Genomic DNA, 23,622 nt, shown 5'->3' with positions numbered 1-23,622 from the left:
GCCGCCTGTCGACGCGTTCGGTGCACTGTGGAGTGTTACGGACGGGAAGCGGTGCTTGCCCTTGGAGTCAGCCGCGGCGGCAGGAGCCGGGTTTCCGGCTGCGTGCTGCCGGTGATCTGCCGGATGACCATCTCCACGGCCAGCCGGCCAAGCTCCGCCGCCGGGATCGACACCGTCGTCAGCGGCACCGCGCCGGAGGTCGCCGCGGTGTCCGAGCAGACGGCCACGACCGACATGTCGGCCGGCACGCGCAGCCCGCGCCGGTGCAGCTCGGCCAGCACGATCGGCAGCGCACTCTCGTTGTGCACCACCAAGGCTGTCGGCTCCAACCGCAGCAACGCGTCCAGGCAGTCGCGGACGGCGTCGTAGTTGTGCCCGCACGGCCGCGCGCGGAACAGCATGCCGTGGGCCTGCGCGGAGTCGGTGAGGCCGCGCAGGAACCGGAACGCCGAGTTGACGCCGCGCTGGTACACGGCCGGCGCCGGTCCGACCATGCCGATCGACCGGTGCCCGAGGTCGACCAGATGCTCGACGCAGCGCTCGCCGGCCGCCGTGTAGTCCAGGTCCACGCTGGTCAGGCCGGTCGGCTGGCTCGGAGTGCCGATCAACACCACCGGGCGGCCCAGCGCCAGCAGCGTCGGCAGCCGGGGATCAGCCGCCTCCACGTCCAACACGATCATCGCGTCGGCCAGCGCCGAGGAGATGACCCGGCGCAGCGCGGTCGGCCCCTCATCCTTGGTCAGCAGCAACAGGTCCTGGTCGTGATCGCGGGCCGCGGATGCCACCGCCGCCACGAAATCCATCACCGTCAGGTCCTCGCGCAGCGGCGCCACCAGGGCCAGCACATTGGTGCGGCTGCTGGCCAGCGAGCGGGCGCCGGCGTGCGGGTGATAGCCCAGCCTGCGGATGCTCTGCTCCACCACCCGTCGGGTCTGCGGCGAGATCGACCGCTTCCCGCTGAGCACGTACGACACCGTGCTCGGCGCGACGCCGGCCGCCCGTGCGACATCGATGATGGTCACCACGGAAATTTGTCCCCTCGCAAAGGTTGGAGCGCATCGACAACGTTATCGACGCTAGAACACACGATCGTGCCTGTGCAAGAAGCAATTCGCCGGCTTCGAAACATTCGGAAACCGCCCACTGCAAACGGTTGTCGAATTCGTCGAACGGGCACGTCAGATGGCTCTGAATCGATACCGTACAGCGTGTTTATCGGCATGCCGACACACAATTGCGCTGTGTTACCCACTCATTTCAATTCGCAGTCGAACCCGGTCGTGTTCGAACCGGTTCAGTGCGTCCCACACGGCTGGCCGGCCGATATTCGGTGGCGGCGCGGCCGTAGCCTGATCATGTGCCCGAGACCAGCCAGCGGCGGCCATGAGACGCCGAGACCGCCAGTTCCACGTCAACGAGGTCCGCCGCGGCCGCGACACCTACCGCGTGATCCACCCGGCCCGCCCGATCGCCCATGGCGCGATGTACGAAGCCGGCTGGGGCGTCGAGATGTACGTGAACAAGGCCGCCACGGTCGACTTCGCCCTGGCCTGGTGGCTCGCCGCACGCTCGCCGCACAGCCTGGTGTACCTACCGCTGCGCTCCAGCGCCTGCGACCCGGAGGTCCGTTACCTCGGCCGCCGCCTCGATCTCGTGTTCCTGCACCACACCCTGAAGTTCCCCACCGCGCAATGGAAAGACGTGCGGGCTCGGCTCACGCCGACCGGGCTGCAGAAGGTGGAGCTGCCGGCCACGCCGTTCCGCACTGTCGAGCGCGCGGAGCACGAGCGGTCATGGCGGCGCGGCTTCAAGGATCACCTGCGCTACGACTTCGCTGCCGACACCCTGTTCGTCGTCGGCAGCCGCCAGGGCTACGAGCTCGGCAGCAAAACCTTCGTCGACCTTGTCGAACAAGGGCCGGCAGAGCTCGCAACGGCGCCCGATGCCCACGTCTGCGGCGAACTCGACCTCGGCGTGTGCTCAGGCAGCGGGCCGATCTGGAAGCGCCGCGATGCCCCACTGCGCCTGCATGTGGTGGCCTGCAACGATCACTGGTGAGGCCGGAACTCCGGTGCCCGGCGGGCGTCGGCGACGCGTTCGAAGGCCGCGGCCAGGGCCAGCAGCCGCGTGTCGGCGTTCTTCTCGGCCATGAACGACACACCGACCGGCAATGCGCCGACGAACCCCGCCGGCACGGTGATGTTCGGATAGCCGGCGACGGCTGCTGGCGTCGAGGACCCGACGCCCTCCACGTCGCCGACCGCGTAGTCGATGAGCCAGGCCGGTGCGTTGGTCGGCGCGATGATCGCGTCCAGACCTTCGCCGGTGATCAGACCGTCTATATAGCCCCGCGCGAGTTCGGTGGCCGTGGCTCGCTGCTGGCGGTAGGTCGGATCGGTGGTCGGCGGGGCGGCCTTGGCCTGCTCGAACAGCTCCTGCCCGAACTTCGACAGTTCGACGGGATCGTTGCGGTTGAAGGTGATCAGCTCGTCCAGGGTCTGCGGCACACCCGGCCGTGTGGCGAGATAGGCGTGCAGGTCACGCTTGAACTCGGCGATCAGCGCCGGCCATTCGTTGTCGCCGATCGTGTCCTGGTCGGCCGGCGGCACGTTGACCAGGATCGCGCCGGCCCGGCCGAGCGTGTCCAGCGTCTGCTGCCACACGTCGCCGGTGCCGTCGATCGTCCACACCCCGATTCGTCTACCCCGCAACGACATCTCGGCCGGCCGGAAATCCCGGCCGGCCAGGACCGACAGCGTGATCGCGGCATCGACGACGTGCCGCGCGAACGGGCCGGCGGTGTCCGGCTCGTGCGAGATCGGCACGATGCCACGGCCGTCGATCACACCCAGCGACGGCTTCAGCCCGACGATGCCGTTCACGCCGCCGGGCGAGACGATCGAGCCGTCGGTCTCGGTGCCGATCGACACCTGGGCCAGCGACGCCGCCACCGCGACCGCCGACCCCGACGAGGACCCACTCGGATTCCGGTCCAGCACATGGGGATTGCTCGTCTGGCCGCCGACCGCCGACCAGCCCGAAGTCGGCTTGGTCGACCGGAAGTTGGCCCACTCCGACAGATTCGTCTTGCCCAGGATCACCGCGCCCGCGTCACGCAGCCGTCGCACCAGCGGGGCGTCCGCGGTCGCGTTGGCCGCCACCAACGCCCGTGAACCGGCGGTGGTCGGCAGGTCGTGGGTGTCGATGTTGTCCTTGAGCAGCACGGGAATCCCGTCCATCGGGCCCAGCGTGCGGCCGCCTCGGCGGCGCTCGTCGGACGCCCGGGCCTGGTCGACGGCCGTCGGGTCCAGGAACAGGATGGAGTTCAGTTTCGGCTCGAGCTCGCGAATTCGGGCCAGGTACGCCTCGGTGAGATCGACCGCGGTGATCGTGCCGTCGGCCATACGGGCTTGCAGGTCCGGGATCGTTGCCGCGTCGAGGTTCACGTGATCAGCGTAGGGCGAAAACGCCGCAGGGCCGACCGCTGCGCGGTCGGCCCTGCGGTTTGTGAGGATCAGACGTCGAAGCGGTCCAGGTCCATGACCTTGGCCCACGCCTTCACGAAGTCCGCGACGAACTTGTCCTTGGCGTCGTCGGAGGCGTACACCTCGGCCAGCGCGCGCAGCTCGGAGTTGGAGCCGAACAGCAGGTCGACCCGGCTGCCGTTCCACTTGACCGCGCCACTGGCGTCGACACCCTCGTAGGTCTCCTCGTCGGAGCCCTTGCGCCACTGCACGCCCATGTCGAGCAGGTTCACGAAGAAGTCGTTGGTCAGCGTGCCGACGTTCGACGTGAACACCCCCAGCTGCGACTGCTGGAAGTTGGCGCCCAGCACCCGCAGGCCGCCGACCAGCACGGTCATCTCGGGCGCGCTCAGCGTGAGCAGGTTGGCCCGGTCGACCAGCAGGTACTCGGACGGCAGCCGGAGGCCCTTGCCGCGGTAGTTGCGGAAACCGTCGGCGGCGGGCTCGAGGGCGGCGAACGACTCGACGTCGGTCTGCTCCGCCGTCGCGTCGGTGCGGCCCGGCGTGAACGGCACCGTCACGTCGTGACCGGCGGCCTTCGCGGCCTGCTCGACCGCGGCGACACCGCCCAGCACGATCAGGTCGGCCAGCGAGACCTTCTTGCCACCGGCCTGGAACGCCGACTGCACGCCCTCCAGGGCCCGCAGCACCTGAGCCAGCGCGTCGGGCTCGTTGACCTCCCAGGTGCGCTGCGGCTCAAGGCGGATGCGCGCGCCGTTGGCGCCACCGCGCTTGTCGCTGCCGCGGAACGTGGAAGCGGACGCCCACGCCACCGACACCAGCTGCGACACCGACAGGCCGGTGCCGAGGATCTGCGCCTTGAGCGCGGCGATGTCGGCGTCGTTGACCAGCTCGTGGTCGACGGCCGGCACGCGGTCCTGCCAGATCAGCTCTTCCTGCGGCACCAGCGGGCCGAGGTAGCGCTGGATCGGGCCCATGTCGCGGTGCGTCAGCTTGAACCAGGCGCGGGCGAACGCGTCCGCGAACTGGTCGGGGTTCTCGTGGAAACGCTTGGAGATCGGCCCGTAGATCGGGTCGAAGCGCAGCGCCAGGTCGGTGGTGAGCATCGTGGGCGTGCGGTTGAGCTCACCGGTCTCCGGGTCGGGGAAGGTGTTCGCGCCCGCGCCGTCCTTCGGCCGCCACTGGTTGGCGCCGGCGGGGGACTGGAACAGCTCCCAGTCGTAGCCGAAGAGGTTGTCGAAGAAGCCGTTGCTCCACTGCGTCGGCGTGGCGGTCCAGCTGACCTCAAGGCCGGAGGTGATCGCGTCGCGGCCCTTGCCGCTGCCGTGCGCGTTGCGCCAGCCGAGGCCCTGCTCCTCCAGCGGCGCGCCCTCCGGCTCCGGGCCGACGTTGGCGTCGGCGTCAGCGGCGCCGTGGGTCTTGCCGAAGGTGTGGCCGCCGGCGATCAGCGCGACGGTCTCCTCGTCGTTCATCGCCATCCGGCCGAACGTCTCGCGGATGTCGCGGGCCGAGGCCAGCGGGTCCGGGTTGCCGTTGGGGCCCTCCGGGTTGACGTAGATCAGGCCCATCTGCACGGCGGCAAGGGGCTGCTCGAGGTCGCGGTCGCCGGTGTAGCGCTCGTCGCCCAGCCAGGTGGTCTCCGGACCCCAGTACACGTCCTCGTCCGGCTCCCACACGTCGGCGCGGCCGCCGGCGAAGCCGAACGTCGTGAAGCCCATGCTCTCCAGCGCGCGGTTGCCCGCGAAGATCATCAGGTCGGCCCAGGAGATCGACTTGCCGTACTTCTGCTTGACCGGCCACAGCAGGCGGCGGGCCTTGTCCAGGTTGGCGTTGTCCGGCCAGCTGTTCAGCGGCGCGAACCGCTGCATGCCGGCGCCCGCGCCACCGCGGCCGTCGTGCGTGCGGTACGTGCCGGCGCTGTGCCAGGCCATACGGATCATCAGGCCGCCGTAGTGGCCGAAGTCGGCCGGCCACCAGTCCTGCGAGGTGGTGATGACCGCGTCCACGTCGCGGGCCAGCTCGTCCAGGTCGACCGTGGCGAACGCGGCCGCGTAGTCGAACTCCTCGCCCATCGGGTTGGCGACGGCCGGGTGCTTGCGCAGAATCTTCAGGTTCAGCTGGTTGGGCCACCAGTCGCTGTTCACGCCGCCCTCGGTGGGGTGCTTGAACCGCCCGGTGACCGGGCACCCGCCGGCGCTGAGATCGTTCATTTCTCCAACGACGGCGTCGGGCTTGTCAGACACGGGAATCCTTCCGGAACGTGAGATACGGCGTGTTATGGGCGCGGTGCCGAGGCACAGTCCGCACACTGCCCCCAGTAGGTGACCTCGGCCTCGTCGATCGTGAATCCGTGATCGTCCGAGGCGGTCAGGCAGGGTGCGGCGCCGACCGCGCAGTCCGCGTCGGCGATCACGCCGCACGATCGGCACACGACATGGTGGTGGTTGTCCCGGACCCGGGACTCGTAGCGGGCCACGTGGCCGGCCGGTTGGATGCGCCGGACCAGGTTGGCCGTGGTGAGGACTTTGAGCACGTCATAGATGGCCTGGTGGGAGACCTCGGCCAGGTCCCGCCGGACGGTGGTGAGAATCGTGTCCGTGTCGGCGTGGGGGAGGGCGTGCACCGCGGACAGCACCGCCACGCGGGGCCTCGTCACCCGCAGCGCGGCCCCGCGCAGCATCCGCTCGTAGTCCGAGGAGGTGGGCACCGCGGCAGTCTGGCGGATAATCTGGAATCAATCAAGTTTTTGGGGTGTTCTGGCTGGTGGGCTGGCGTGTCGGGTTGGCGGGGTCGCCCGTGGTTGGGTCTGTGCGGCGTTCAAGATCCACATCTTGCCATGGGTGGGTGGGGTTGGTTTGGGTGGGGGGATTAATTCGGGGTGGTCGCGTGGATTTGGTGTGGAGCCTCTGCGCGATGGCCCAAGGGCTAAAAGCGGGCAGGACGAGCCTGCCCTTGGCTTGTCAATTGTACGCCATCGCGCCCCTCCACACAAAATCCACGCGACTGGTTAGAGTTGCCGTGTTGCGGTGTGACGGGGAGAAAGAAAAGCCTTTCCGTCGGACGGGATTCACCCGTTAGGGATTCGTGTTCGATCTTGTGTTCGAGTATTCTCAAAGGTATGGAACTCACCCGCGAGATTGAGAGCATGGAACCCACTGGGGCCATGTTCGATCTGGTGGTGGGTGTGGATCCGGCGAGCCTGACGCAAGAAGATCTGGTCAATTTTGTGGGGGTGGCCCGGAAGGTGCGGGCGGTGTGTGAATGGGCCGAACATGAGGCCCTCAACCACATCGACGACCTCACCGAATTGGCGATGGCCACGAAGGTCTCGGAGCCGGCCCTGGCCCGGTCGCAAGAGGTCGCCGCCGCCCTGGAGACTCACCCTGCGCTGGCGGAGCGGTTCCGCCGGGGCGAGATCGACCTCGCCCGGTTCGCGGCGGTCCACGAGCGGACCCGCCACCTCGCCGACCCGGCCCAGGTCGCCGACGTCGACCAGGCCCTGGCCGAGCAGGCCGGTGGTATGACCCGGACTCAGGTGTGTCGCAAGGCCACCGCGCTGGTCGCCAAGGCCGACCCCGATGGCCACGAGCAGCGCTGCCACAAGGCCAAGGACGACCGGCAGGTCGGACTCTCGGCCTTGCCCGACGGTATGGCCAAGCTGACCTGGATCCTCCCGGCTGCTGAGGCTCACCAGCTGTTCCAGCAGATCTGCGCCGACGCCAAGTCCCTCCCGAAGGACGACCGCACCACCGACCAGAAAAGCTCCGATGTGCTCTGGGACCGCTTGCGGGGCAAGCACACCACCTGGAACGTCCGCACCTTCGTCACCATCTCCATGGAGACCCTGCTCGGCCTCACCAACGACCCCGGCCAGCTCGCCGGCTACGGCCCCATCGCGGCCGAGGCAGCACGGGAACTGGCCATGCACGGCCCATTCCGAGGGCTCCTGCTGGATGAGTACCAGCAGATCTCCGCGATCAGCACCGACACCTACCGGCCCACGGCGCTGATGAAGGAGACGTCCGTTGCTCGGGCCGGCGGGACCTGCACCGCCCCCGGCTGCACCCTGCCCATCCAGGAACACGACCACATCACCCCCTGGCCAGAGGGCCCCACAGAGGCGACCAACCTGCAAGGGCTCTGCACCTGGCACCACCACCGCAAACACGACAACTACACAGTGACTCAGGATTCAGATGGCACCACCCACTGGATCACCCCGGCCGGCCGCCACCACACCACCCGCCCCATGCGGCACTAACCGGGGAACGGGCACCGGGAAAAGGACTTCCCACAGCCACCACAAAAAGGGCGCACAGCGGGAGTCAAAACCCAGCCACCGCCATTCCCGCCACACCCCCGCCGCCAACTCCCGAATTGGGTCGATTTTGTGTGGAGGGGCGCGATGGCGTACAATTGACAGGGCAAAGGGCAGGCTTCGCCTGCCCTTAATCAGCCCTTTGTGCCATCGCGCAGAGGCTCCACACCAAATCGACCCATAAACCGAAGAACCCCCGGAAAACTACGCAGCACGCGCACCAAACCCAACCCCAGCAAAGGGCGGGCGGGCGGGCCACCCAATCCAACCCAACCGCCGCCATCCCGCCACACCAAATCGACCCATAAACCAAACAACCCCACCCCAGACGCCAAACAACCCCACCAAACCCAACCCGCCGCTCCAACCTACCACCGACCCGCCCTGCCCATCCTCCCCTCATCCGATGAGCCCCTTCGCGAGCGTACCCCACCTTTTACTCCATTCAGTGGGCAACCCCGCACCATCGAATCATATAGCCTCATCTCCGCAGTGCGACCGAATTGTCGCGCATTTCGGAGGGAATTATGCGTGGTGCGTTGGCCATTGCCGGCCTCGTCCTGTCGTTGTTCACACCCGTGACCGATTCGCAGACTTCGTCGCCGCCGCCCGGAAAGATCACGCTCGATATCAAAACGATCAACGGCTCCGGCTGCCCGGCCGGCACCGCGGACGCCGCGGCCGTCGTCTCCGAGGACAACACCTCGTTCACGGTGACCTACAACAACTTCGTCGCCCGCACCGGCGCCGGGGCCTCGGCCGTCGACCAGCGCAAGAACTGCCAGATCAACGTTCTCGTCCACGTCCCGCAGGGCTTCACCTACGCCGTCGCCGAGGCCGACTACTCCGGCTTCGCCCACCTCGCCGCCGGCGCCACCGCCCTGGAACAGGCCAACTACTACTTCGCCGGCACCGCGGCAACGGCCCGGGTGCCGCACAGCCTGACCGGTCCGTTCGACGGCCAGTGGCACAACCAGGATGTCGCCGACGTCGCCACCCTGGTGTACGCCCCGTGCGGCGTCGACCGAAACCTCAACATCAACGCCGAGCTCCGCACCAGCACCACCGACAAGAGCGCCGGCAGCTTCATCGAGATGGACACCTCGCACGCCAGCGTCAACACCACCTACCAGTTCGCCTGGAAGCAGTGCTGACCATCGAGGCCACGGGATAATCCGCCCGAACGCCGGCCAGGCGACGGTTCCCCCAGACCGTCACCTGGCCGGCAGGCGCATACCCGCCCGAACCCGCGTATCCAACCGTTAAAAGCATCCGCCTGACCGAACGAGCACCCTTTGGGGGCGGATTACCGGACGTTGTCGGCCCCTGGCGGGCGACGTTCGCACGGCCGCGAAATAATCCGGCCGTGGCGGAGAGTTCGGAGCGGCACGCCGGTTGGCTGGAGCTGTTCTACGACCTGTTGTTCGTGGTGCTGATCGCGCAGCTGGCGCATTCCGTTGTGGCGGATCCGGGCTGGGAGTCGGGGCTGCGGCTGCTGGTGTTGTTCCTGCCGGCGTGGTGGGTGTGGGTGGGCTCGACGATCTACACGAACCTCACGGCGGAGGTGGGCGCGGAGCGCCGCCTGGACGTGCTGGGCCAGATGGCGATCGTGCTGGTGATGGCGGCGTCGGCGGAGCAGGCGGCGGAAGGGCATCCTGCGCTGTTTGCCGGCGCCTACGCGGCGTCGAGGCTGGCGGTGCTGGCGTTCCGGATTCTCGCGGGACGGAAGTGGCCGGCGGGTGGCTCGAACTGGCCGCTCATCGTGTCGGCGGCGCTGTGGACGGGCTCGATCTGGCTGGAGCCGCCATGGGCCTACGTGCCGTGGTTCGCTGGCCTGGTGATCGAGGTGTACGGCGTCTTGCGCCGTCGTGGCGGCTCGTCGATCAGGGAGCGGCTGATCGCGGGGCGGATCGCGCTGACCCATCTCGTGGAACGCTTCGGCGGCTTCATGATCATCGTGTTCGGCGAGGGGATCGCCCAGATCGTCGCGGCGGTCGCCGGCGCGCACGGCACACCGCTCGCGGTGATCACGGGCCTGGCGGCGTTCTCCGTGCTGGCGATGCTGTGGTGGCTGTACTTCGACTACGGGTCGGCGGTGGCGGAGAAGACGATGAGCGCCCGCCGCGCCGAGTCGTACCGGCTGACGGTGCAGATCTTCGTGATCGGGCACTTCCTGCCGGTGGTGGCACTGGTGGCCTTTGCCGCCGGCCTGAACGGACTTGTCACGGCCGGCGCGGAGGGTCACGACGCCGGCGAAATCCTCCGGCTGTGCGCCGCCGCGATGGCCGTCTACCTGATCAACAACGCCGTCGTCGGACGGCTGGCCATGCGCTACTCGGTCCGGCGCGTCCTCGGCTGGCTCATGCCCAACCTGATCATGCTGACCGCCCTGACGATCTTCGCCGACGAGCTGCCGCCGGCGGTCGCCCTGTTCCTGGTGACGCTGGTGCTGACGGCCGAAACCCTGCCGCGGGCCAAGCGAACCGCCCGGGAGTCAGCCGCCCAGGAGGGGTAGATAACCCAAGCGCTGCCCGGCCGCATTCGGGTGGAACGACCCCGACACGTTCGGGAACATCACGCCGTTGATCCACGCGTCGTCAGCGCAGTACCCATGCCCGGCAAACGCCGGCCGGGCGTCCACAAAGGTCGCCCCCGCCTGAGAAGCCCGATCCCGCATCACCTCGGCCAGCTGGTCCGCGCCCTCGTTCAACGCCTGCCGCTTGGTCCGGCTCAACGAACACGGGCCGTCCTCCTCGACCACGTGCGGATAACCCAGGACCATCACCCGCGCATTCGGCGCATGAGCGTGAATCGCCTGGAACATCGAAGACAGGTTCCCGCCGAGCGGCCCGTTCACGACTCCCTCGGCCTGGTGCACCCGATCGACGCAAGCGTCATCGCCGCTGAGCACGCACGTCGTCATCACGTCCGAGAACCCGACATCCGTGCCGCCGACCGTGATGCTCACGAGCGACGTCGCCGGCGTCAGGTCCCCCAGCTGCGACTCGACGACGTCGGCGGTGCTGGCCCCGCTGCATGCCTCGAAGTGCGCGTTGACCAGGTCGTGCTGCGCCGCGTACAGGCTGGGGTAGGCGGCCGGGCTCCGTCCACACTGGCCGCTGGAGCCGACGGTTCCCACCCCGGCCGCATACGAGTCGCCCAACGCCACGTACTCGGGCGCGAACGAGCCCTGCGTGTTCGCCACCAACAACGACCCGATCAGCAACGCCGTCATCGCAGCCATGGAATGTGAGTACCACACACCATGTCGGCCGATCTGACGAACCATCCGATCGTGCGGGAAGGGCTCATAGTCAGGTTCTCGGCCCGATGGCGTCGAACGTGGTCACTCCGACTGCTCGTGGACCATGTACTGGGCATACCACGAAGGCCAGTCCGCGTCCTCATGACCGAGCTGCTTCTCGTGCTCGCCGTGGGCCGCGGCGGCCCGCCGCAGCGCCTCGGCCAGCTCGGCCGCGTTCTCGTACGTCGCGCTCATGGTCACTCCCGTCCGGGCAGGCGGGTGGTGATCTCCTGGAGGACCCACTCGTTGCCGTCGGGGTCGCTGAACCGCGCGAACGAGGAGTAGCTGCGACGCTCCGGGTCCGGGCCCTCGACGTCCTTCTCGCCGTTGGCGTGGTGGAAGACGCCGTCGGCGTCGTGGAACACCTCGCTGACCTCGATGCCCCGGTCGACGAGCTCGGCACGGGCCTTCTCGACGTCGCTGACGATCAGGTGCAGGCCCTGGGCGGTGCCGGGCTGCGCGCCACTGATCTTGGACCCGAAGATGACCGAGGCGGCCGAGCCGGGCGGGGTCAGCTGGATGACGCGGAAGCCGTCCTTGCCGGGGAAGTCGGCGTCCTCGCGCCAGCCCAGCCGGGTGTAGAAGGCCTTGGCCCGGTCCACGTCGGAAACCGGCAGGACCACAACCTCGAGCTTCATGTCCATCGTCGAACTCCCTGACTCGGGGCCGTCTCGTGACGACCGCTGGACCAAGGGTGCGCTCCGGACCCGGCCGCTCGAACCCGTGGAACACCCTGGTGTGCGCGACCCCAGGGTCCCAGTGCCCTAGTCCTCCAGCACGCGCCTGAGCAGATCCCGCAGGTTTTGGCGCTGTTCGTGGCTCAGTTTGGCCAGGGGATCCCGGGCGAACGGCATGTTGGCCTCGAGATCGGCGATCACGGCCAGGCCGGCCTCGGTGGCGGCGACGAGCTTGCCGCGGCGGTCCTCCGGGTTGGGACGGCGTTCCAACAGGCCGGACTCGGCCAGCTTGTCCACAATCGGCGTGACGTTGGAGGGCTCGGACTGGAGGGTCTCGGCGATGCGGCGCATGGGCACCGGTGCGCGGGCGGCGCGCAGGGCCTTGGCCTGGGTCGCGGTCAGCCCGTGCCGGGCGGCCGCGGCCTGGGCTTCGACCATGTAGCGGCGGGTGACGGCGGCGATAAGGCCGACCGCCTCGGCGGTTGTGTCCAGGGCCACGTCCTCCTCCAGGTAGTTATGGAGCATAATGGTTATGGAAGATAACTAGTAGAGAGTAGGCGACATGACCGACACCGTGCTCATCACGGGTACATCCTCCGGCATCGGCCTGACCACGGCGATCGCCGCCGCCAAGGCCGGCTGGCGGGTCGTCGCGACCATGCGCGACACCGGCAAGGCGACCGCCCTGCGCGAGGCCGCCGCCACCGCCGGTGTCACCGACCTGATCGACGTCCGCGCGCTGGACGTCACCGACGCCGAGGGTGCGGCGGCCTGCGTGGACGGCGTGGTCCAGGACTACGGCCGGCTCGACGCCGTGATCAACAACGCCGGCGCGGGCCACCTCGGCACGCTGGAGCAGGGTTCGATCGACGACGTCCGAAACGTGTTCGAGGTCAACTTCTTCGGCGTGCTCAACGTGACCAAGCCGGCCCTGCCGCACCTGCGCGCCTCGGCCGGGCGGCTGCTGGCCATCACCAGCGTCGGCGGCGTCATCGGCCAGCCGTTCAACGAGTCCTACTGTGCCGCCAAGTTCGCCGTCGAGGGCTTCTACGAGTCCCTCGCGCCGCTCGCCGCCGCGCACGGCGTGCGCGTCACCGTGGTCGAGCCCGGCGCGGTGGCCAGTGAGTTCATCAGCAACGTCGGCTACGACCCGGCGCAGGAGGAGGCGTTCGGCCCGTACGCACCGCAGTTGCGCAGCTACCTGGCCCGCACCGCCGGCGCCTTCGCCAACGCTCAGACCTCCGAGCAGGCCGCGGACGCCATCGTCGCCGCGCTGACCGACGACAAGCCGCCGTTCCGCGTGCAGACCTCCGACGTCGCCCGCGGCTTCAACGGACTCAAGCTGGCCGACCTCGACGGCTCGGCGGTGCAGAACCTGACGGAGACCTGGATCTCCTGAACCTTGCGGAAGTGACGGACCGTCGGGTCTACTGTGTCAGCGATCTACGTGAGGAGGTGCACCCGGATGACCGGCGACGGAAGTAGTCCCCGCAGCGCGGCGACCCGGGTGCAGTTCACGTAGTCCCGGGGCGGTCGCGCCTGCGACCATGTCCGCCCCAGTGACAGGACCGCTCTCATGGTTCGTACCTTTTCGGCGCAGCTGCGCCCTTTCTCCGCGTCAAGGCCCCATCGGGGCGTGATCGACCTGGTCGTGCTGGTCGGCGCGGCCGGGCTGGTGTGGGTCGTCGTGCGCCTGTGGCACGGCGTCACCGTGCCGTTCGACCAGACCACGGCACCGTCCACAGTGTCCACCGATCCGGCCGAACTTCCGTACTACGCGGCGAGATCGCTGCTGCGGATGTTCGCCGCGCTGGCACTGTCGGTGGTGTTCACGCTGGTCTACGCGACGGCGGCGGCCCGGCTGCGCCGGGCCGAGAAGGTGCTGCTGCCGGTGTTGGACATCCTGCAGTCGGTGCCCATCCTGGGATTCCTCTCGGTGACCATCACCGGCTTCATCGCGCTGTTCCCGGGCTCGCAGCTGGGGCTGGAGTGCGCGTCGGTGTTCGCGATCTTCACGTCGCAGGCGTGGAACATGACCTTCGCGTTCTACCAGTCGCTGGTGTCCCAGCCGCGCGACCTGGACGAGGCGTCGCGGCTGCTGCGGCTGTCCAAGTGGCAGCGGTTCTGGCGGGTGGACGTGCCCGGCGGCATGATCCCGCTGGTCTGGAACGGCATGATGAGCTTCGGCGGCGGCTGGTTCTTCCTGGTCGCGTCCGAGGCGCTGAGCGTGAACAACCACAGCTATGCGCTGCCCGGCATCGGCGCGTACGTGGCCAGCGCGACGGCCAACGCCGAGCTGGGCCGGGTGCTGCTGGCCATCGGTGTGATGATCGTGCTGGTGGTCGGCGTGAACGTGCTGTTCTGGCGGCCGCTGACGGCGTGGGCCGAGCGGTTCCGGGTCGAGGACTCGGAATCCGCGCAGGCACCGCGCAGCCTGGTGCTGGATCTGTTGCGGCGGTCCCGGATTCCACGTCTGCTGGGCCGGGCGCTTGGCTGGCTGGTGGCGCCGATCGACCGGGCGATGGCGATCTTCGGCCTGGCCGAGCACCCGCTGCGGGTCTCGCCGGTGAAACGCCGCATCGGCGACGTGGTGTTCGGCATCGCGGTCCTGCTGGCTGTCGTTTATGGACTGTCCACAATGGTCACGTTCATTGCCGAAACGGCCGGCTTCGCCGAGGTGGGCCAGGTGTTGCTGCTCGGGCTGGTCACGTTCGGCCGGGTGCTGCTGCTGGTGGCCGTGGCGACCGTGGTCTGGGTGCCCGTAGGGGTGTGGATCGGGCTGAACCCGCGGATCTCCCGGCTGGCCCAGCCGATCGTGCAGGTGCTCGCGTCGTTCCCGGCCAACTTCCTGTTCCCGCTGGTCACCGGCGTGCTGGTGGCGACCGGGATCAGCCTGGACTGGGGCGGCATCGTGCTGATGGCGCTGGGCGCGCAGTGGTACATCCTGTTCAACGTCATCGCCGGGGCCAGTGCCATCCCCAACGACCTGCGCGAGGCCGCGGCCAACCTGCGGCTGCCGCGAATCCTGTGGTGGCGCAAGCTGATCCTGCCGGCGATTTTCGCCAGCTATGTCACCGGCGGCATCACCGCGGCCGGCGGCGCGTGGAACGCCTCCATCGTCGCCGAGGTGGTCAGCTACGGCTCGACCACGCTGACCGCGACCGGCCTCGGCGCGTACATCGCGCAGGCCACCGGCGCCGGCGACGCGGCGCACATCCTCATCGGCGTCGCGGTGATGAGCCTCTACGTCGTCGGCCTCAACCGCCTGTTCTGGCGGCGTCTCTACGCCATCGCCGAGCGCCGCTTCAGCCTCTAGGAGTTTCCCGTGCAGGACAGCCTGATCACCGTGGAGAAAGTCAGCAAGAGCTTCGACGGGCGGCCGGTGCTCGACGAGATCACGCTTGAGCTCAAAGCCGGTGAGATCGTCGCGCTGCTGGGCCGTTCCGGTTCCGGCAAGTCGACGCTGCTGCGCACCATCGCTGGCCTGATCCCGCCGACCCACGGCACCGTCCGCTACCGCGGCCAGGAGCTCAACGGCGCGAACCCCGGCACGGCAATGGTGTTCCAGTCGTTCGCGCTGATGCCGTGGCTGACCGTGCTGGACAATGTCGAGCTCGGCCTTGCGGCGCAGGGCGTTCCGGCAAAGCCGCGACGGGAGCGGGCGCTGGCCGCCATCGACCTGATCGGCCTGGACGGCTTCGAGTCGGCCTATCCCAAGGAGTTGTCCGGTGGTATGCGGCAGCGGGTCGGCTTCGCGCGGGCGCTCGTGCTGGAGCCGGACGTGCTGCTGATGGACGAGCCGTTCTCCGCACTGGACGTGCTGACCGCGGAGAACCTCCGTAACGAGCTCATGTCGTTGTGGGCCGGGCAGAAGTTCCCGACCAAGGCGGTGTGCATCGTCACGCACAACATCGAGGAGGCCGTGCTGCTGGCGGACCGGGTGATCGTGCTCGGCGCCAACCCCGGCCACATTCGCGCCGAGGTGCCCGTCGACCTGGATCGTCCGCGCGACCGCAAGTCGCCGACTTTCGCGGCGCTGGTGGACAAGCTGTACGACCTGCTCACCGGCCGCGAACCCGATCGTCCCGAGCCGGCCGAGGCCACGCCCACGGCGCGGCCGCTGCCGGCGGTGTCGGTCGGTGGTCTCGCCGGTCTGGTCGAGATCGTCCACGCCCGCGGCGGTCGGGTCGACCTGCCCGATATCGCCGCGGACCTGAACTTCGAGATCGACGACCTGCTGCCGCTGGTCGATGCCGCGACCATGCTCGGGCTGGTCGAGGTGACCGGCGGCGACCTCGCGCTGACCGGCGTCGGCAAGGACTTCACCACCGCGGACATCCAGCGCAGCAAGGAGTTGTTCGCCGCGCAGGCCCGCGACCGGGCCCCGCTCGTCCGGACGATCTGCCGGGCCTTGGCTCGTGCCGACGGTCACCTGCGGGCCGGGTTCTTCCTTGACGTGCTGCGGAGAGGCTTCGCCGCGGCCGATGCCCAGCAGCAGCTGGACATCGCGGTCGACTGGGGCCGCTACGGGGAGCTGTTCGACTACGACGCCGGGACCGACCAGCTGACGGCCGACCCGGCGGCGAAGTTGGTGGCGTGAAAGGGAAGGCCGCCCGTTCGAAGGTCAGCCGTCGATGGAGTACGAGTCGCCGCAGACCTTCCAGTTCAGCGGCGGGTCGCCGCCCTGGGCCGGGGTCCTGGCGTTGCGCATGGCCGTGGCCCGGATGCCGCCGAACGAGGTGCCGTCGCCGCCCGGGCCGTGCATGACGATCGCGTCGTAGTACGCGAACTGACCCAGCGCGCCCAGGCCGTCGGCCTTGGCCTGGCTGACCGACGGGTCGAAGTAGACGCGGTCCCGCTCGTCGTTCTGCGCCTGCTGGAACACGGTGTCCTCGGCGGCGGTGGCCCGGTCGTTCGTGAAGGCTGAGCCGAGACCGGCGTGCGAGTCGCTGCCGTTGACCTGCCGCAGCGCCGGCAGGTACTTGGCCAGGACGTTGCCGGACTCCAGGTCGGTGTAGTGCTCGACCAGGTCGAGCATGTCGCCGCCGGTCGAGGCGATGGCGGAGTCCCCATGTTCATAAAGGGGCCTTACGATGTCAAGGCCGAGCGGTCCTCGGAACTGCGATGGCGGCCCAGCGCCTGCCAACCGACGGCCACGGTGCCCAACACGGCCACGCCGGACGCGGCGAAACCGGTCTGCGGCCCGAGCCACTCGGTGATGCCTCCGGCCAGCACGCTCGTCACGGGCAGCATGCCCGGCAGCGCCATGGTCCACACGCCCATCACCCGGCCCCGCATCGCCGGGTCGACGTCGAGCTGCACGAGGGTGTTGGCCGTGGCGATGAACCAGATCGAGGTGAACCCGGCCAGCGCCATGCCGGCGTAGCCGAGCACGGGCTGCGGGGCGTAGCCGACGAGCATGGCCGACAGGCCGGTCGCCACGGCCAACGTCCGGACCCGCCGCCCGGTCGGCCACGTTGTCGCGGCAGCCATCGCGGCCCCGGGCAGCGCGCCGATGCCGAAGGCGGCCATCAGCGTGCCGAAGCCGGCGCCGTCCAGATGCCAGACCGAGGTCGCCAGCACCGGTAGCGCGACGCCGAGATTGAAAAGCATGCCTGCGGCGGCCGCCAGCACGATGCAGGCCAGGATCGCCGGTTGTCCGGCGACGTAACGAAGTCCGGCCAGCACCGCGCCGCGTTCGCGAGCCGGACGGTCGATCGTCTCGGACCGCGTCACCGTGAACAGCAGCACGATCAGCGGTGCCACGAACGACAGCCCGTTGACCACGAAGCACCACGTGATGCCGGCGGTGGACAACAGCACTCCGCCGAGCGACGGGCCGAGCACCCGCGACACGTTGACCACGACTTCGTTGAGGCTCACTGCGCTGGCCACGCCCTGCCCGCCCACGAGATCCCGGACGAACACCTGCCTGGCCGGTGCGTCGACCGCGCTGATCGAGCCGGCGAGGAACGAGATGGTGAAGAGCATCCACAGCTGGATGGTGTCCGTCGCGACCAGTACGGCCAGCAGTAGCGACAGCGTGGCCAGCAAGGACTGGGTCAGCATCAGCAGGCGACGACGGTCCACGTGGTCGACCAGCGAGCCCGCCCATGGTCCGAGCGGGATCAGCGGGGCCATCGTGCACACGGTGACCAGTGACAGGAACAGGGCGTTGGAGTTGAGCCGCAGCACCAGCCACGACACCGCGACGCCCTGGGTCATGGTGCCGGACGCGGACAGCACCTGGGTGCCGAACCACCACCGGAAGTCGGATCGGCGCAGCGCCCCGAACATCTCGCCCCCTCGTCGATGAACTAAGAGGAGGCTATCAACGGCTTCCAATAGTTTAGTCTGAACGAATGGAGGCGGAACAGCGGCTACTGGCCCTGCTCGGACGTTCGGTCGGCCTGACCCGGGCCCAGCTCGCGCGTGAGCTCGGGCTGTCCAAGGCGACCATGTCGGGCCTGGTCGGCGACCTGCTCGCGCGCGGCGCGGTGATCGAGGCGGAGCCGAGCGCCGGCGGCGTCGGGCGGCCCGGCACGATGGTCCGCCTGACCGGGCCGGACCGGGCGTTCGCGGTGCTGCGGTGGAGCGGCCATCACCTGTGGTCGACGCTGTCGGACTTCGGCGGCGGCATGCTCGCCAGGCAGTTCGGCGAGGGGCCGGTCGACCTGGACCAGACCGAGCTGCTGGCCGACGTCGCCGCGGAACTGGCCGAGCTGCACCGGCTGGCCGACCGGGATCCCGCGCACACCCTCGGCGTCGTGCTGGCGGTGCCGGCCCCGTTCCAGCCCGGCGTCGGCATGCCGCGGCCCGGGCCGTCGGCCTGGGCGGCCAAGCCCGAGGAATCCCCGATGTGGGCCCACGCCGGCTGGCTGTCCACCGATCCCGTGCCGGCGCTGGAAGACCTGCTGGGCGTGCCGGTGATCGCCGAGAACGACGCCAACCTGGCCGCCCTCGGCGAAGCCACCGCCCAGGGGCTCGACAGCCTGGCGTACCTCAAGGTCACGCCGAACACCATCGGCATGGGCATCGTGCTGTCCGGGCGAATTCACCGTGGTGCCAACGGTTTCGCCGGTGAGCTGGCCCATCTCCAGGCCGATCCGCAGGGGCCGCTGTGCTACTGCGGCGGCCGCGGCTGCCTGCGCGGGCTGCTCGGTCCCGCCCTGCTCGACGCCGTCCGGCCGGCCTACCAACGCGACATCACGTTCCAGGACGTGCTGACGTTGGCCGCGGCGGGGAGCCCGGCCCGCGGCGCATCCTCGGCGACCTCGGCTTGACCATCGGCCGTGCCCTGGCCGACTTCTGCACGCTGCTCAACCCGGCCGCCATCGTGGTGGACGGGTCTTTGGGCGCAGCGGGGGAGATCGTGGCGCGGTCGGTACGGGAGTCGATCAACCGGCACAGTGCCCCGCAAGCCGCGGCGGCGGTGAAGGTGTTGTGCGGGGAACTGGGGGACAGCGCCGAAGTCACCGGCGCGCTGGCCCTGTTGCGACAGCCCCAGCACCCCAGCCGCACTTCGTGATCATGATTGTGCAATGTGTCGATCTTGTGCTGACCGGTGAGGACCTTGCTGCCTGGATCGCCGGCCGGCAACACCGGCCCGTCGCCGGCCCCGCTGCCTTACGTCCTCGTGTCCTGCGGATTCACCGCAGGACACGAGGACGGGGCATCACGGCTCGCTGGCCGCCGCGATGCGGAACAGGTTGCCGTTGTTGTTCACGAACCAGACGCCCTGGTTGCCGATCGTGATCTCGGTGGCCCCCTGCCCCGGGAAGAACCACCAGTCACCGTTGAGGTTCCAGATGCCGCCGCCACCGGTGACGGCGTTGCGGCCGACGATCCACAGCGCCGAGCCGCCGGCCGGGCCCCCGGCGACGAAGTTCGGGCTGACGGCGACGTCGTCGGCGAGACCGGTCAGCTGCCCCCACTTGCCACTCGGGTCGCGTTGCCAGATCTTGCCGTCGATGCCGTTGACCACGGGTTGGCCGTTGGCCGACACGTCGATCGACAGGCCCGAGCCGCCGCCGAGCGGGATCACGAACCCGCCGCCGATCAGCTCCTCCACCGCCCAGCTGCGGTTCGTCGGGATGTTGCTCACGATCCAGACGCTGCCGTCCTGTCCGACGCCGACGTCGTGGGCGAGCCCGGTGACCTGGGTGACCGTTCCGTCCGCATTGCCGCGGAAGATTCGGTTGCCGAAGTCGATGATCCACGGCAGTCCGTCGGGCCCGACCGCGATCCGGGCGCCGGCCAGACCGTAGCCGGCCGGGGCCTGGCCCGATCCGCGCACGATGTCGAAGGTGCCGGTCACGCCGGTGACCCAGACCGAGCCGTCGGCACCGGACGCGACGTCGGAAACCTGGGAGACGCCCGTCGAGAAGAAGGTGGCGCGGCCGACTCGGTTCGCCGCGTACGCCGGTGTCGCGGCGAATGTTCCGAAGCACAGCAGGGCAATGGCGCCGGCGAGCGCGGTTCGCAATCCGTGTCGCCGCAAGCCGAGTTTCCTGACCATCACTGTCGAGACTCCTCCTTGCTTTCCCCGCGTGTGATTGATGGGCGAAGCGCCTGTTCCCGCCATTTCTCGTTGTTCACACCCCGTGCGATCAGCCAGAGCTGCATGGGAACCTCGGCGAGCGCGGACGCCGCCGCGATGGCGGGGAACAGAACGGTGGCCAACGGAGGCCACAGGTACAGACTCCAGCCGACGCCGTCGAGCATCAGCAGACCGCCGAGCAGCCGAGGCAGGAATCGCGACCTGAGAATCAGATATCCGGTCAGAACGCACCAGAATCCGAAGAAGGTCAGGTCGACCTCGAACGCGGCGCCGTTCAACTTGATCAGCTCGGTGGCCAGTGAACTGTCGTCCAGCACGAGCAGTGGGGCGAGATAGAGCAGGGCGGTGACCGCCTGCATGGCGCTCGTGATGACCATCATGAAGGCGGCCAGCGCCGACACCGTTGCGTTCACCGGTCTGAGGATCTGGTAGATCAACAGACCCCAGGCGAGGTGAAATCCCACACCGGCCACCGAAAGCAGGAAACCGAAGCGAAACAACGATTCGTTGGCGAGAATGTTGTGTGCCGTCGCGGCGGCATCGTCGGGCACGACGAACCGACTGAGAACAATGACCTGGCCGCCGGCGGATGCCGCCCCTCCAACGCTTCGAAGACGCCGGCCAGTCTTGCCCTGGCACGGGGCGACAGGCCGGGTCGGCCGAGCGTCACGTCGGTCATTCGAGGATTGCCTTTCTTCCCGTGCACGCCGGTCACCCCGGCGGGCTGGTGGCCACGTGGTCACAGCGGCGACACTAGGATCCGGTGCCCGGCGCTCGGTATCACGGAAATTCGTGATGCGCACGGGACAGCGGGGTGCGGGAGTCATGGCCAGACCGGTGCGCCGCCCGGGCAACCTGCCGGCCGACGCGACGAGCTTTGTCGGGCGTCGGCGGGAGTTGGCCCTGGTGCGGCAGACGCTCGCCAAGGCGCGGCTGGTCAGCCTCGTGGGGCCGGGCGGGGTGGGCAAGACGCGCCTCGCGGTGCGTGCCGGGACCGACCTGGTTCGCGGCTTCCCGGACGGGGCCTGGCTGGTCGAGCTCGCCGACATACGGGATCCGGCACTCGTCGTCCACGCCGTGATCGCCGCACTCGGCCTGCGGGATCAGGCCATGGTCGAACCGGCGGCACTCCTGCTGTCGTATCTGCGGGACAAGCGCCTGCTGCTGGTGGTGGACAACTGCGAGCATCTGCTCGCGACGACCGCGCCGCTGCTGGTCAAGGTTCTCCACGCGGCGTCGGGGGTGTGCGTGCTCGTCACCAGCCGGGAGACGCTGTCGGTGCCGGGCGAGCACGTCGTCGTGGTGCCATCGCTGGATCTTCCGTCGGCGCAGCCGACGCTGCCGCTGGCTCAACTGGGCCAGAACGAGGCCGTTCGGCTGTTCGTGGATCGCGCGGAAGCAGTGGGACGGTTCGAACTGGCCGCCGCGAACGCGCCGGCCGTGGTCGAGCTGTGCCATCGGCTCGACGGCCTGCCGTTGGCGATCGAGTTGGCCGCGGCACGGACGAAGGTGCTGTCGGTGCCGCAGATCCTCGCTCGGCTGACCGACCGCTTCGCCCTGTTGACCGGGGAGGCCGCGCGGTGCTGCCGCGGCATCACACGTTGCGCAACGCGATCGACTGGAGCCACGACCTGTTGACCGCCGACGAGCAGACCCTGCTCCGGAGGCTGTGTGTGTTCGCTGGACGGTTCACAGTGGACGATGTCGAAACCGTTTGTGCGCAAGGAATACCGGCGACGAGTGTGCTCGATGCGGTGTCGTCGCTTGTCGACAAGTCGCTGCTGATCCGCGACGACGCGCCGGACGTGGCCTGCTATCGGCTGCACGAGACCATGCGCGAGTACGCCGGTCTCAAGCTGCGCGGGGCCGGCGAAGAGGAATCGATCCGCCGACGCTGTGCCGAGTACTACCGCGACAGATGCCTGCGGACGCTGCCGGACGTGCGGTACCACCTGCTTGCGTGGCTGGACTGGATGGACCTCGAAATCGACAACATTCGATCCGTCCTGTACCAGTGCGTGCTGCGGGCGGACCGGCAACTCGGGCTCGACCTCGCCGGCGCGGTCGGTTGGTACTGGGCCACTCGCGCCACCAGCGAAGGTGTCCGTTGGCTCGACGAACTGCTCGCCGCCGGGCCGGAGGATCCGCCGCACGTACTCGCCCTGTTCATGCGCGGATTTCTCGCGGTGCTCCAAGCCGATCCCGGCTGCGCCGGTCCGCTGCTCCGGCGGGCCGCGGCTACGGCCGAACGTGTCGGGCTCGTCTCCGTCCAAGCGCATGCCTTGTCGCTGGCCGCGATCGCCGCGCACGTCACGGGCGGCGACGGGACGAGCCGCGATCTGCTCGCGGCCGCCGCTGCACGCGCGGAGGACCTCGACGACTACCTGGCCACGATTTCCGTGTTGCAGGCACAGTCGTTGATCGGCATCTTCGACGGCGAACATGCCGCCGTCCGGGCCGCGGCCTCCACCGGGATACGCCTCAGTCGCGCGGCCGGCGACCCCTACGCGTTGCAGATGATGTTGGCCAACCTCGGCCTGACCGCCATGGCCGAACAGGATTTCGACGAGGCCGAGCCACTGCTCACCGAAGCGCTGCACATCGCCCGCCGGCTCGACGACCGGGTCGCCCAGCACCACGTGCTCGGTGCGTTGGCGTGCCACGCCGCCGCCACCTGTCAGCCGCGGCTCGCCGCCGCACTGCTCGGTGCCGCGGATTCATTGCAGGCCAGCATCGGCACCACGCTCGCGCCTTACCTGGCAACGGATCTGGACAAGGCGTACGAGATGACCAGGGCCGCCCTCGGCGACAGCACTCAGAAGGCGTGCCTGGAGAACGGGCGTCGGATGAGCCGTGACGCCGCCATCGCCCTGGCGCTGGGCGAAACCGCCGCGACCGACGGAAAGGCGAGCACGGATGCCGGTCCGCTGACCAATCGCGAGGCCGAGGTGGCCCGCCTGGTCGCCGATGGCCTGAGCAACAAACAGATCGCGGCCCGCCTGCTGATCTCCGACCACACCGTGGACAGCCACCTCCGCCGCATCCTGAGCAAGTTGGGCGTCAGATCCCGCACCCAGGTCGCCACCTGGATTGCCGAGTCCGACTAGCTGGACGTCCCGGTCGGGCAACTGTTCCGGCCGACATCCATCGCGAGACAACGGGATCCGGTCATGTCCGAGGCGCATCAGCACTGGACGGTCGCACCCGACACCGGTGCAGGGAAGGACGCCTTACCTGCGTCCAACGCAGGTAAGGCGTCCTTCCCTGCATAACCGGGC

24 protein-coding genes are annotated in these 23,622 nt (G+C 69.0%); 11 read left to right on the top strand and 13 right to left on the bottom strand.

The window, feature by feature from the left end; genetic code table 11:
* Positions 1–35: 35 nt before the first annotated feature.
* Positions 36–1,025, bottom strand: coding sequence for a LacI family DNA-binding transcriptional regulator (locus M3Q35_RS11950; protein WP_273941765.1), 990 nt, complete (start codon positions 1,023–1,025; stop codon positions 36–38).
* Positions 1,026–1,446: 421 nt separating this feature from the next.
* On the opposite strand from M3Q35_RS11950, the gene M3Q35_RS11945 reads away from it, so the two are divergent.
* Positions 1,447–2,058, top strand: a complete 612-nt coding sequence (locus M3Q35_RS11945) for a hypothetical protein (protein WP_273941764.1) — start codon at positions 1,447–1,449, stop codon at positions 2,056–2,058.
* On the opposite strand, the gene M3Q35_RS11940 is transcribed toward M3Q35_RS11945, so the two are convergent.
* The 3 genes from M3Q35_RS11940 to M3Q35_RS11930 form a co-directional block, all read right to left on the bottom strand.
* A complete protein-coding gene (locus M3Q35_RS11940) occupies positions 2,049–3,404 on the bottom strand; it encodes an amidase family protein (protein WP_446685285.1) in 1,356 nt (451 codons plus the stop codon). The two genes, M3Q35_RS11945 and M3Q35_RS11940, sit on opposite strands and share 10 nt — an antisense overlap.
* Before the next feature lie 110 nt (positions 3,405–3,514).
* On the bottom strand, positions 3,515–5,728 hold the full coding sequence (gene katG, locus M3Q35_RS11935; protein ID WP_273941762.1) for a catalase/peroxidase HPI: 2,214 nt from the start codon (positions 5,726–5,728) through the stop codon (positions 3,515–3,517).
* A 32-nt stretch (positions 5,729–5,760) separates the two neighbouring features.
* Positions 5,761–6,192: a Fur family transcriptional regulator gene (locus tag M3Q35_RS11930; protein ID WP_273941761.1), complete on the bottom strand. Its 432-nt coding sequence runs from the start codon at positions 6,190–6,192 to the stop codon at positions 5,761–5,763.
* A gap of 438 nt (positions 6,193–6,630) precedes the next feature.
* On the opposite strand from M3Q35_RS11930, the gene M3Q35_RS11925 reads away from it, so the two are divergent.
* The 3 genes from M3Q35_RS11925 to M3Q35_RS11915 all read left to right on the top strand — a co-directional run bounded on the left by M3Q35_RS11925 (position 6,631) and on the right by M3Q35_RS11915 (position 10,318).
* A complete protein-coding gene (locus M3Q35_RS11925) occupies positions 6,631–7,746 on the top strand; it encodes an HNH endonuclease signature motif containing protein (protein ID WP_273941760.1) in 1,116 nt (371 codons plus the stop codon).
* A 584-nt stretch (positions 7,747–8,330) separates the two neighbouring features.
* The gene (locus M3Q35_RS11920) at positions 8,331–8,957 is read left to right on the top strand and encodes a DUF4360 domain-containing protein (RefSeq protein WP_273941759.1); all 627 of its coding nucleotides are present in this window, start codon (positions 8,331–8,333) and stop codon (positions 8,955–8,957) included.
* A 212-nt stretch (positions 8,958–9,169) separates the two neighbouring features.
* Positions 9,170–10,318: a low temperature requirement protein A gene (locus tag M3Q35_RS11915; protein WP_273941758.1), complete on the top strand. Its 1,149-nt coding sequence runs from the start codon at positions 9,170–9,172 to the stop codon at positions 10,316–10,318.
* Here the strand turns inward: M3Q35_RS11915 and M3Q35_RS11910 are convergent.
* From M3Q35_RS11910 to M3Q35_RS11895, 4 genes are all read right to left on the bottom strand, one after another.
* Positions 10,298–11,047, bottom strand: coding sequence for an SGNH/GDSL hydrolase family protein (locus M3Q35_RS11910; protein WP_273941757.1), 750 nt, complete (start codon positions 11,045–11,047; stop codon positions 10,298–10,300). The genes M3Q35_RS11915 and M3Q35_RS11910 overlap by 21 nt on opposite strands.
* 102 nt (positions 11,048–11,149) lie before the next feature.
* A complete protein-coding gene (locus M3Q35_RS11905; protein ID WP_273941756.1) occupies positions 11,150–11,302 on the bottom strand; it encodes a hypothetical protein in 153 nt (50 codons plus the stop codon).
* Between the two features lie 2 nt (positions 11,303–11,304).
* Positions 11,305–11,751 carry a VOC family protein gene (locus M3Q35_RS11900; RefSeq protein ID WP_273941754.1) on the bottom strand — a complete coding sequence of 149 codons (447 nt, stop codon included), beginning with the start codon at positions 11,749–11,751 and terminating at the stop codon, positions 11,305–11,307.
* A 120-nt stretch (positions 11,752–11,871) separates the two neighbouring features.
* The gene (locus tag M3Q35_RS11895) at positions 11,872–12,309 is read right to left on the bottom strand and encodes a MarR family winged helix-turn-helix transcriptional regulator (RefSeq protein ID WP_273941753.1); all 438 of its coding nucleotides are present in this window, start codon (positions 12,307–12,309) and stop codon (positions 11,872–11,874) included.
* A gap of 37 nt (positions 12,310–12,346) precedes the next feature.
* Here M3Q35_RS11895 and M3Q35_RS11890 point away from each other — a divergent pair, with 37 nt between their 5' ends.
* Entirely contained in the window at positions 12,347–13,183 is an 837-nt protein-coding gene (locus tag M3Q35_RS11890; RefSeq protein ID WP_273941752.1) for an SDR family oxidoreductase, read from the top strand.
* Positions 13,184–13,227: 44 nt separating this feature from the next.
* Here the strand turns inward: M3Q35_RS11890 and M3Q35_RS11885 are convergent, their stop codons facing one another.
* Complete coding sequence (locus tag M3Q35_RS11885) at positions 13,228–13,362, bottom strand: hypothetical protein (protein ID WP_273941751.1); 135 nt, start codon at positions 13,360–13,362, stop codon at positions 13,228–13,230.
* A 58-nt stretch (positions 13,363–13,420) separates the two neighbouring features.
* On the opposite strand from M3Q35_RS11885, the gene M3Q35_RS11880 reads away from it, so the two are divergent.
* Positions 13,421–15,100, top strand: coding sequence for an ABC transporter permease (locus tag M3Q35_RS11880; RefSeq protein ID WP_273941749.1), 1,680 nt, complete (start codon positions 13,421–13,423; stop codon positions 15,098–15,100).
* Between the two features lie 9 nt (positions 15,101–15,109).
* Positions 15,110–16,384, top strand: coding sequence for an ABC transporter ATP-binding protein (locus tag M3Q35_RS11875; RefSeq protein WP_273941748.1), 1,275 nt, complete (start codon positions 15,110–15,112; stop codon positions 16,382–16,384).
* A gap of 24 nt (positions 16,385–16,408) precedes the next feature.
* Here the strand turns inward: M3Q35_RS11875 and M3Q35_RS11870 are convergent, their stop codons facing one another.
* Positions 16,409–16,930 carry a chitosanase gene (locus M3Q35_RS11870; protein WP_273941747.1) on the bottom strand — a complete coding sequence of 174 codons (522 nt, stop codon included), beginning with the start codon at positions 16,928–16,930 and terminating at the stop codon, positions 16,409–16,411.
* Positions 16,873–18,081, bottom strand: coding sequence for an MFS transporter (locus M3Q35_RS11865; RefSeq protein ID WP_273941746.1), 1,209 nt, complete (start codon positions 18,079–18,081; stop codon positions 16,873–16,875). The genes M3Q35_RS11870 and M3Q35_RS11865 overlap by 58 nt, the downstream gene beginning before the upstream one ends.
* Positions 18,082–18,146: 65 nt before the next feature.
* On the opposite strand from M3Q35_RS11865, the gene M3Q35_RS11860 reads away from it, so the two are divergent.
* Both M3Q35_RS11860 and M3Q35_RS11855 read left to right on the top strand, forming a co-directional pair.
* Positions 18,147–19,067: an ROK family transcriptional regulator gene (locus M3Q35_RS11860; RefSeq protein ID WP_273941745.1), complete on the top strand. Its 921-nt coding sequence runs from the start codon at positions 18,147–18,149 to the stop codon at positions 19,065–19,067.
* Entirely contained in the window at positions 19,064–19,312 is a 249-nt protein-coding gene (locus tag M3Q35_RS11855) for an ROK family protein (protein ID WP_273941744.1), read from the top strand. Before M3Q35_RS11860 ends, M3Q35_RS11855 begins: the two co-directional genes overlap by 4 nt.
* 147 nt (positions 19,313–19,459) lie before the next feature.
* Here the strand turns inward: M3Q35_RS11855 and M3Q35_RS11850 are convergent, their stop codons facing one another.
* Together M3Q35_RS11850 and M3Q35_RS11845 are read right to left on the bottom strand one after the other, a co-directional pair.
* Positions 19,460–20,302, bottom strand: a complete 843-nt coding sequence (locus tag M3Q35_RS11850) for an NHL repeat-containing protein (protein WP_273941743.1) — start codon at positions 20,300–20,302, stop codon at positions 19,460–19,462.
* The gene (locus M3Q35_RS11845; protein ID WP_273941742.1) at positions 20,302–21,171 is read right to left on the bottom strand and encodes a DUF4386 domain-containing protein; all 870 of its coding nucleotides are present in this window, start codon (positions 21,169–21,171) and stop codon (positions 20,302–20,304) included. The genes M3Q35_RS11850 and M3Q35_RS11845 overlap by 1 nt, the downstream gene beginning before the upstream one ends.
* On the opposite strand from M3Q35_RS11845, the gene M3Q35_RS11840 reads away from it, so the two are divergent.
* A complete protein-coding gene (locus tag M3Q35_RS11840; protein ID WP_273941741.1) occupies positions 21,170–21,982 on the top strand; it encodes an ATP-binding protein in 813 nt (270 codons plus the stop codon). The genes M3Q35_RS11845 and M3Q35_RS11840 overlap by 2 nt on opposite strands.
* The gene (locus M3Q35_RS11835; protein WP_273941740.1) at positions 21,925–23,451 is read left to right on the top strand and encodes an ATP-binding protein; all 1,527 of its coding nucleotides are present in this window, start codon (positions 21,925–21,927) and stop codon (positions 23,449–23,451) included. The genes M3Q35_RS11840 and M3Q35_RS11835 overlap by 58 nt, the downstream gene beginning before the upstream one ends.
* The last annotated feature ends 171 nt before the right edge of the window (positions 23,452–23,622 follow it).

Source organism: Kutzneria chonburiensis (assembly GCF_028622115.1).
Lineage (GTDB): Bacteria > Actinomycetota > Actinomycetes > Mycobacteriales > Pseudonocardiaceae > Kutzneria > Kutzneria chonburiensis.
The sequence above is the reverse complement of the archived record's forward strand: the minus strand, read 5'-3'. Positions and strand labels throughout refer to the sequence as shown.

Coding starts and splice junctions, on each gene's coding strand:
- M3Q35_RS11940 (WP_446685285.1), bottom strand. CDS start 3,404: ATGGCCGACGGCACGATCACCGCGGTCGATCTCACCGAGGCGTACCTG.
- M3Q35_RS11925 (WP_273941760.1), top strand. CDS start 6,631: ATGGAACCCACTGGGGCCATGTTCGATCTGGTGGTGGGTGTGGATCCG.
- M3Q35_RS11920 (WP_273941759.1), top strand. CDS start 8,331: ATGCGTGGTGCGTTGGCCATTGCCGGCCTCGTCCTGTCGTTGTTCACA.
- M3Q35_RS11910 (WP_273941757.1), bottom strand. CDS start 11,047: ATGGCTGCGATGACGGCGTTGCTGATCGGGTCGTTGTTGGTGGCGAAC.
- M3Q35_RS11905 (WP_273941756.1), bottom strand. CDS start 11,302: ATGAGCGCGACGTACGAGAACGCGGCCGAGCTGGCCGAGGCGCTGCGG.
- M3Q35_RS11900 (WP_273941754.1), bottom strand. CDS start 11,751: ATGGACATGAAGCTCGAGGTTGTGGTCCTGCCGGTTTCCGACGTGGAC.
- M3Q35_RS11895 (WP_273941753.1), bottom strand. CDS start 12,309: ATGCTCCATAACTACCTGGAGGAGGACGTGGCCCTGGACACAACCGCC.
- M3Q35_RS11890 (WP_273941752.1), top strand. CDS start 12,347: ATGACCGACACCGTGCTCATCACGGGTACATCCTCCGGCATCGGCCTG.
- M3Q35_RS11885 (WP_273941751.1), bottom strand. CDS start 13,362: ATGAGAGCGGTCCTGTCACTGGGGCGGACATGGTCGCAGGCGCGACCG.
- M3Q35_RS11865 (WP_273941746.1), bottom strand. CDS start 18,081: ATGTTCGGGGCGCTGCGCCGATCCGACTTCCGGTGGTGGTTCGGCACC.
- M3Q35_RS11860 (WP_273941745.1), top strand. CDS start 18,147: ATGGAGGCGGAACAGCGGCTACTGGCCCTGCTCGGACGTTCGGTCGGC.
- M3Q35_RS11850 (WP_273941743.1), bottom strand. CDS start 20,302: ATGGTCAGGAAACTCGGCTTGCGGCGACACGGATTGCGAACCGCGCTC.
- M3Q35_RS11840 (WP_273941741.1), top strand. CDS start 21,170: ATGGCCAGACCGGTGCGCCGCCCGGGCAACCTGCCGGCCGACGCGACG.
- M3Q35_RS11845 (WP_273941742.1), bottom strand. CDS start 21,171: ATGACTCCCGCACCCCGCTGTCCCGTGCGCATCACGAATTTCCGTGAT.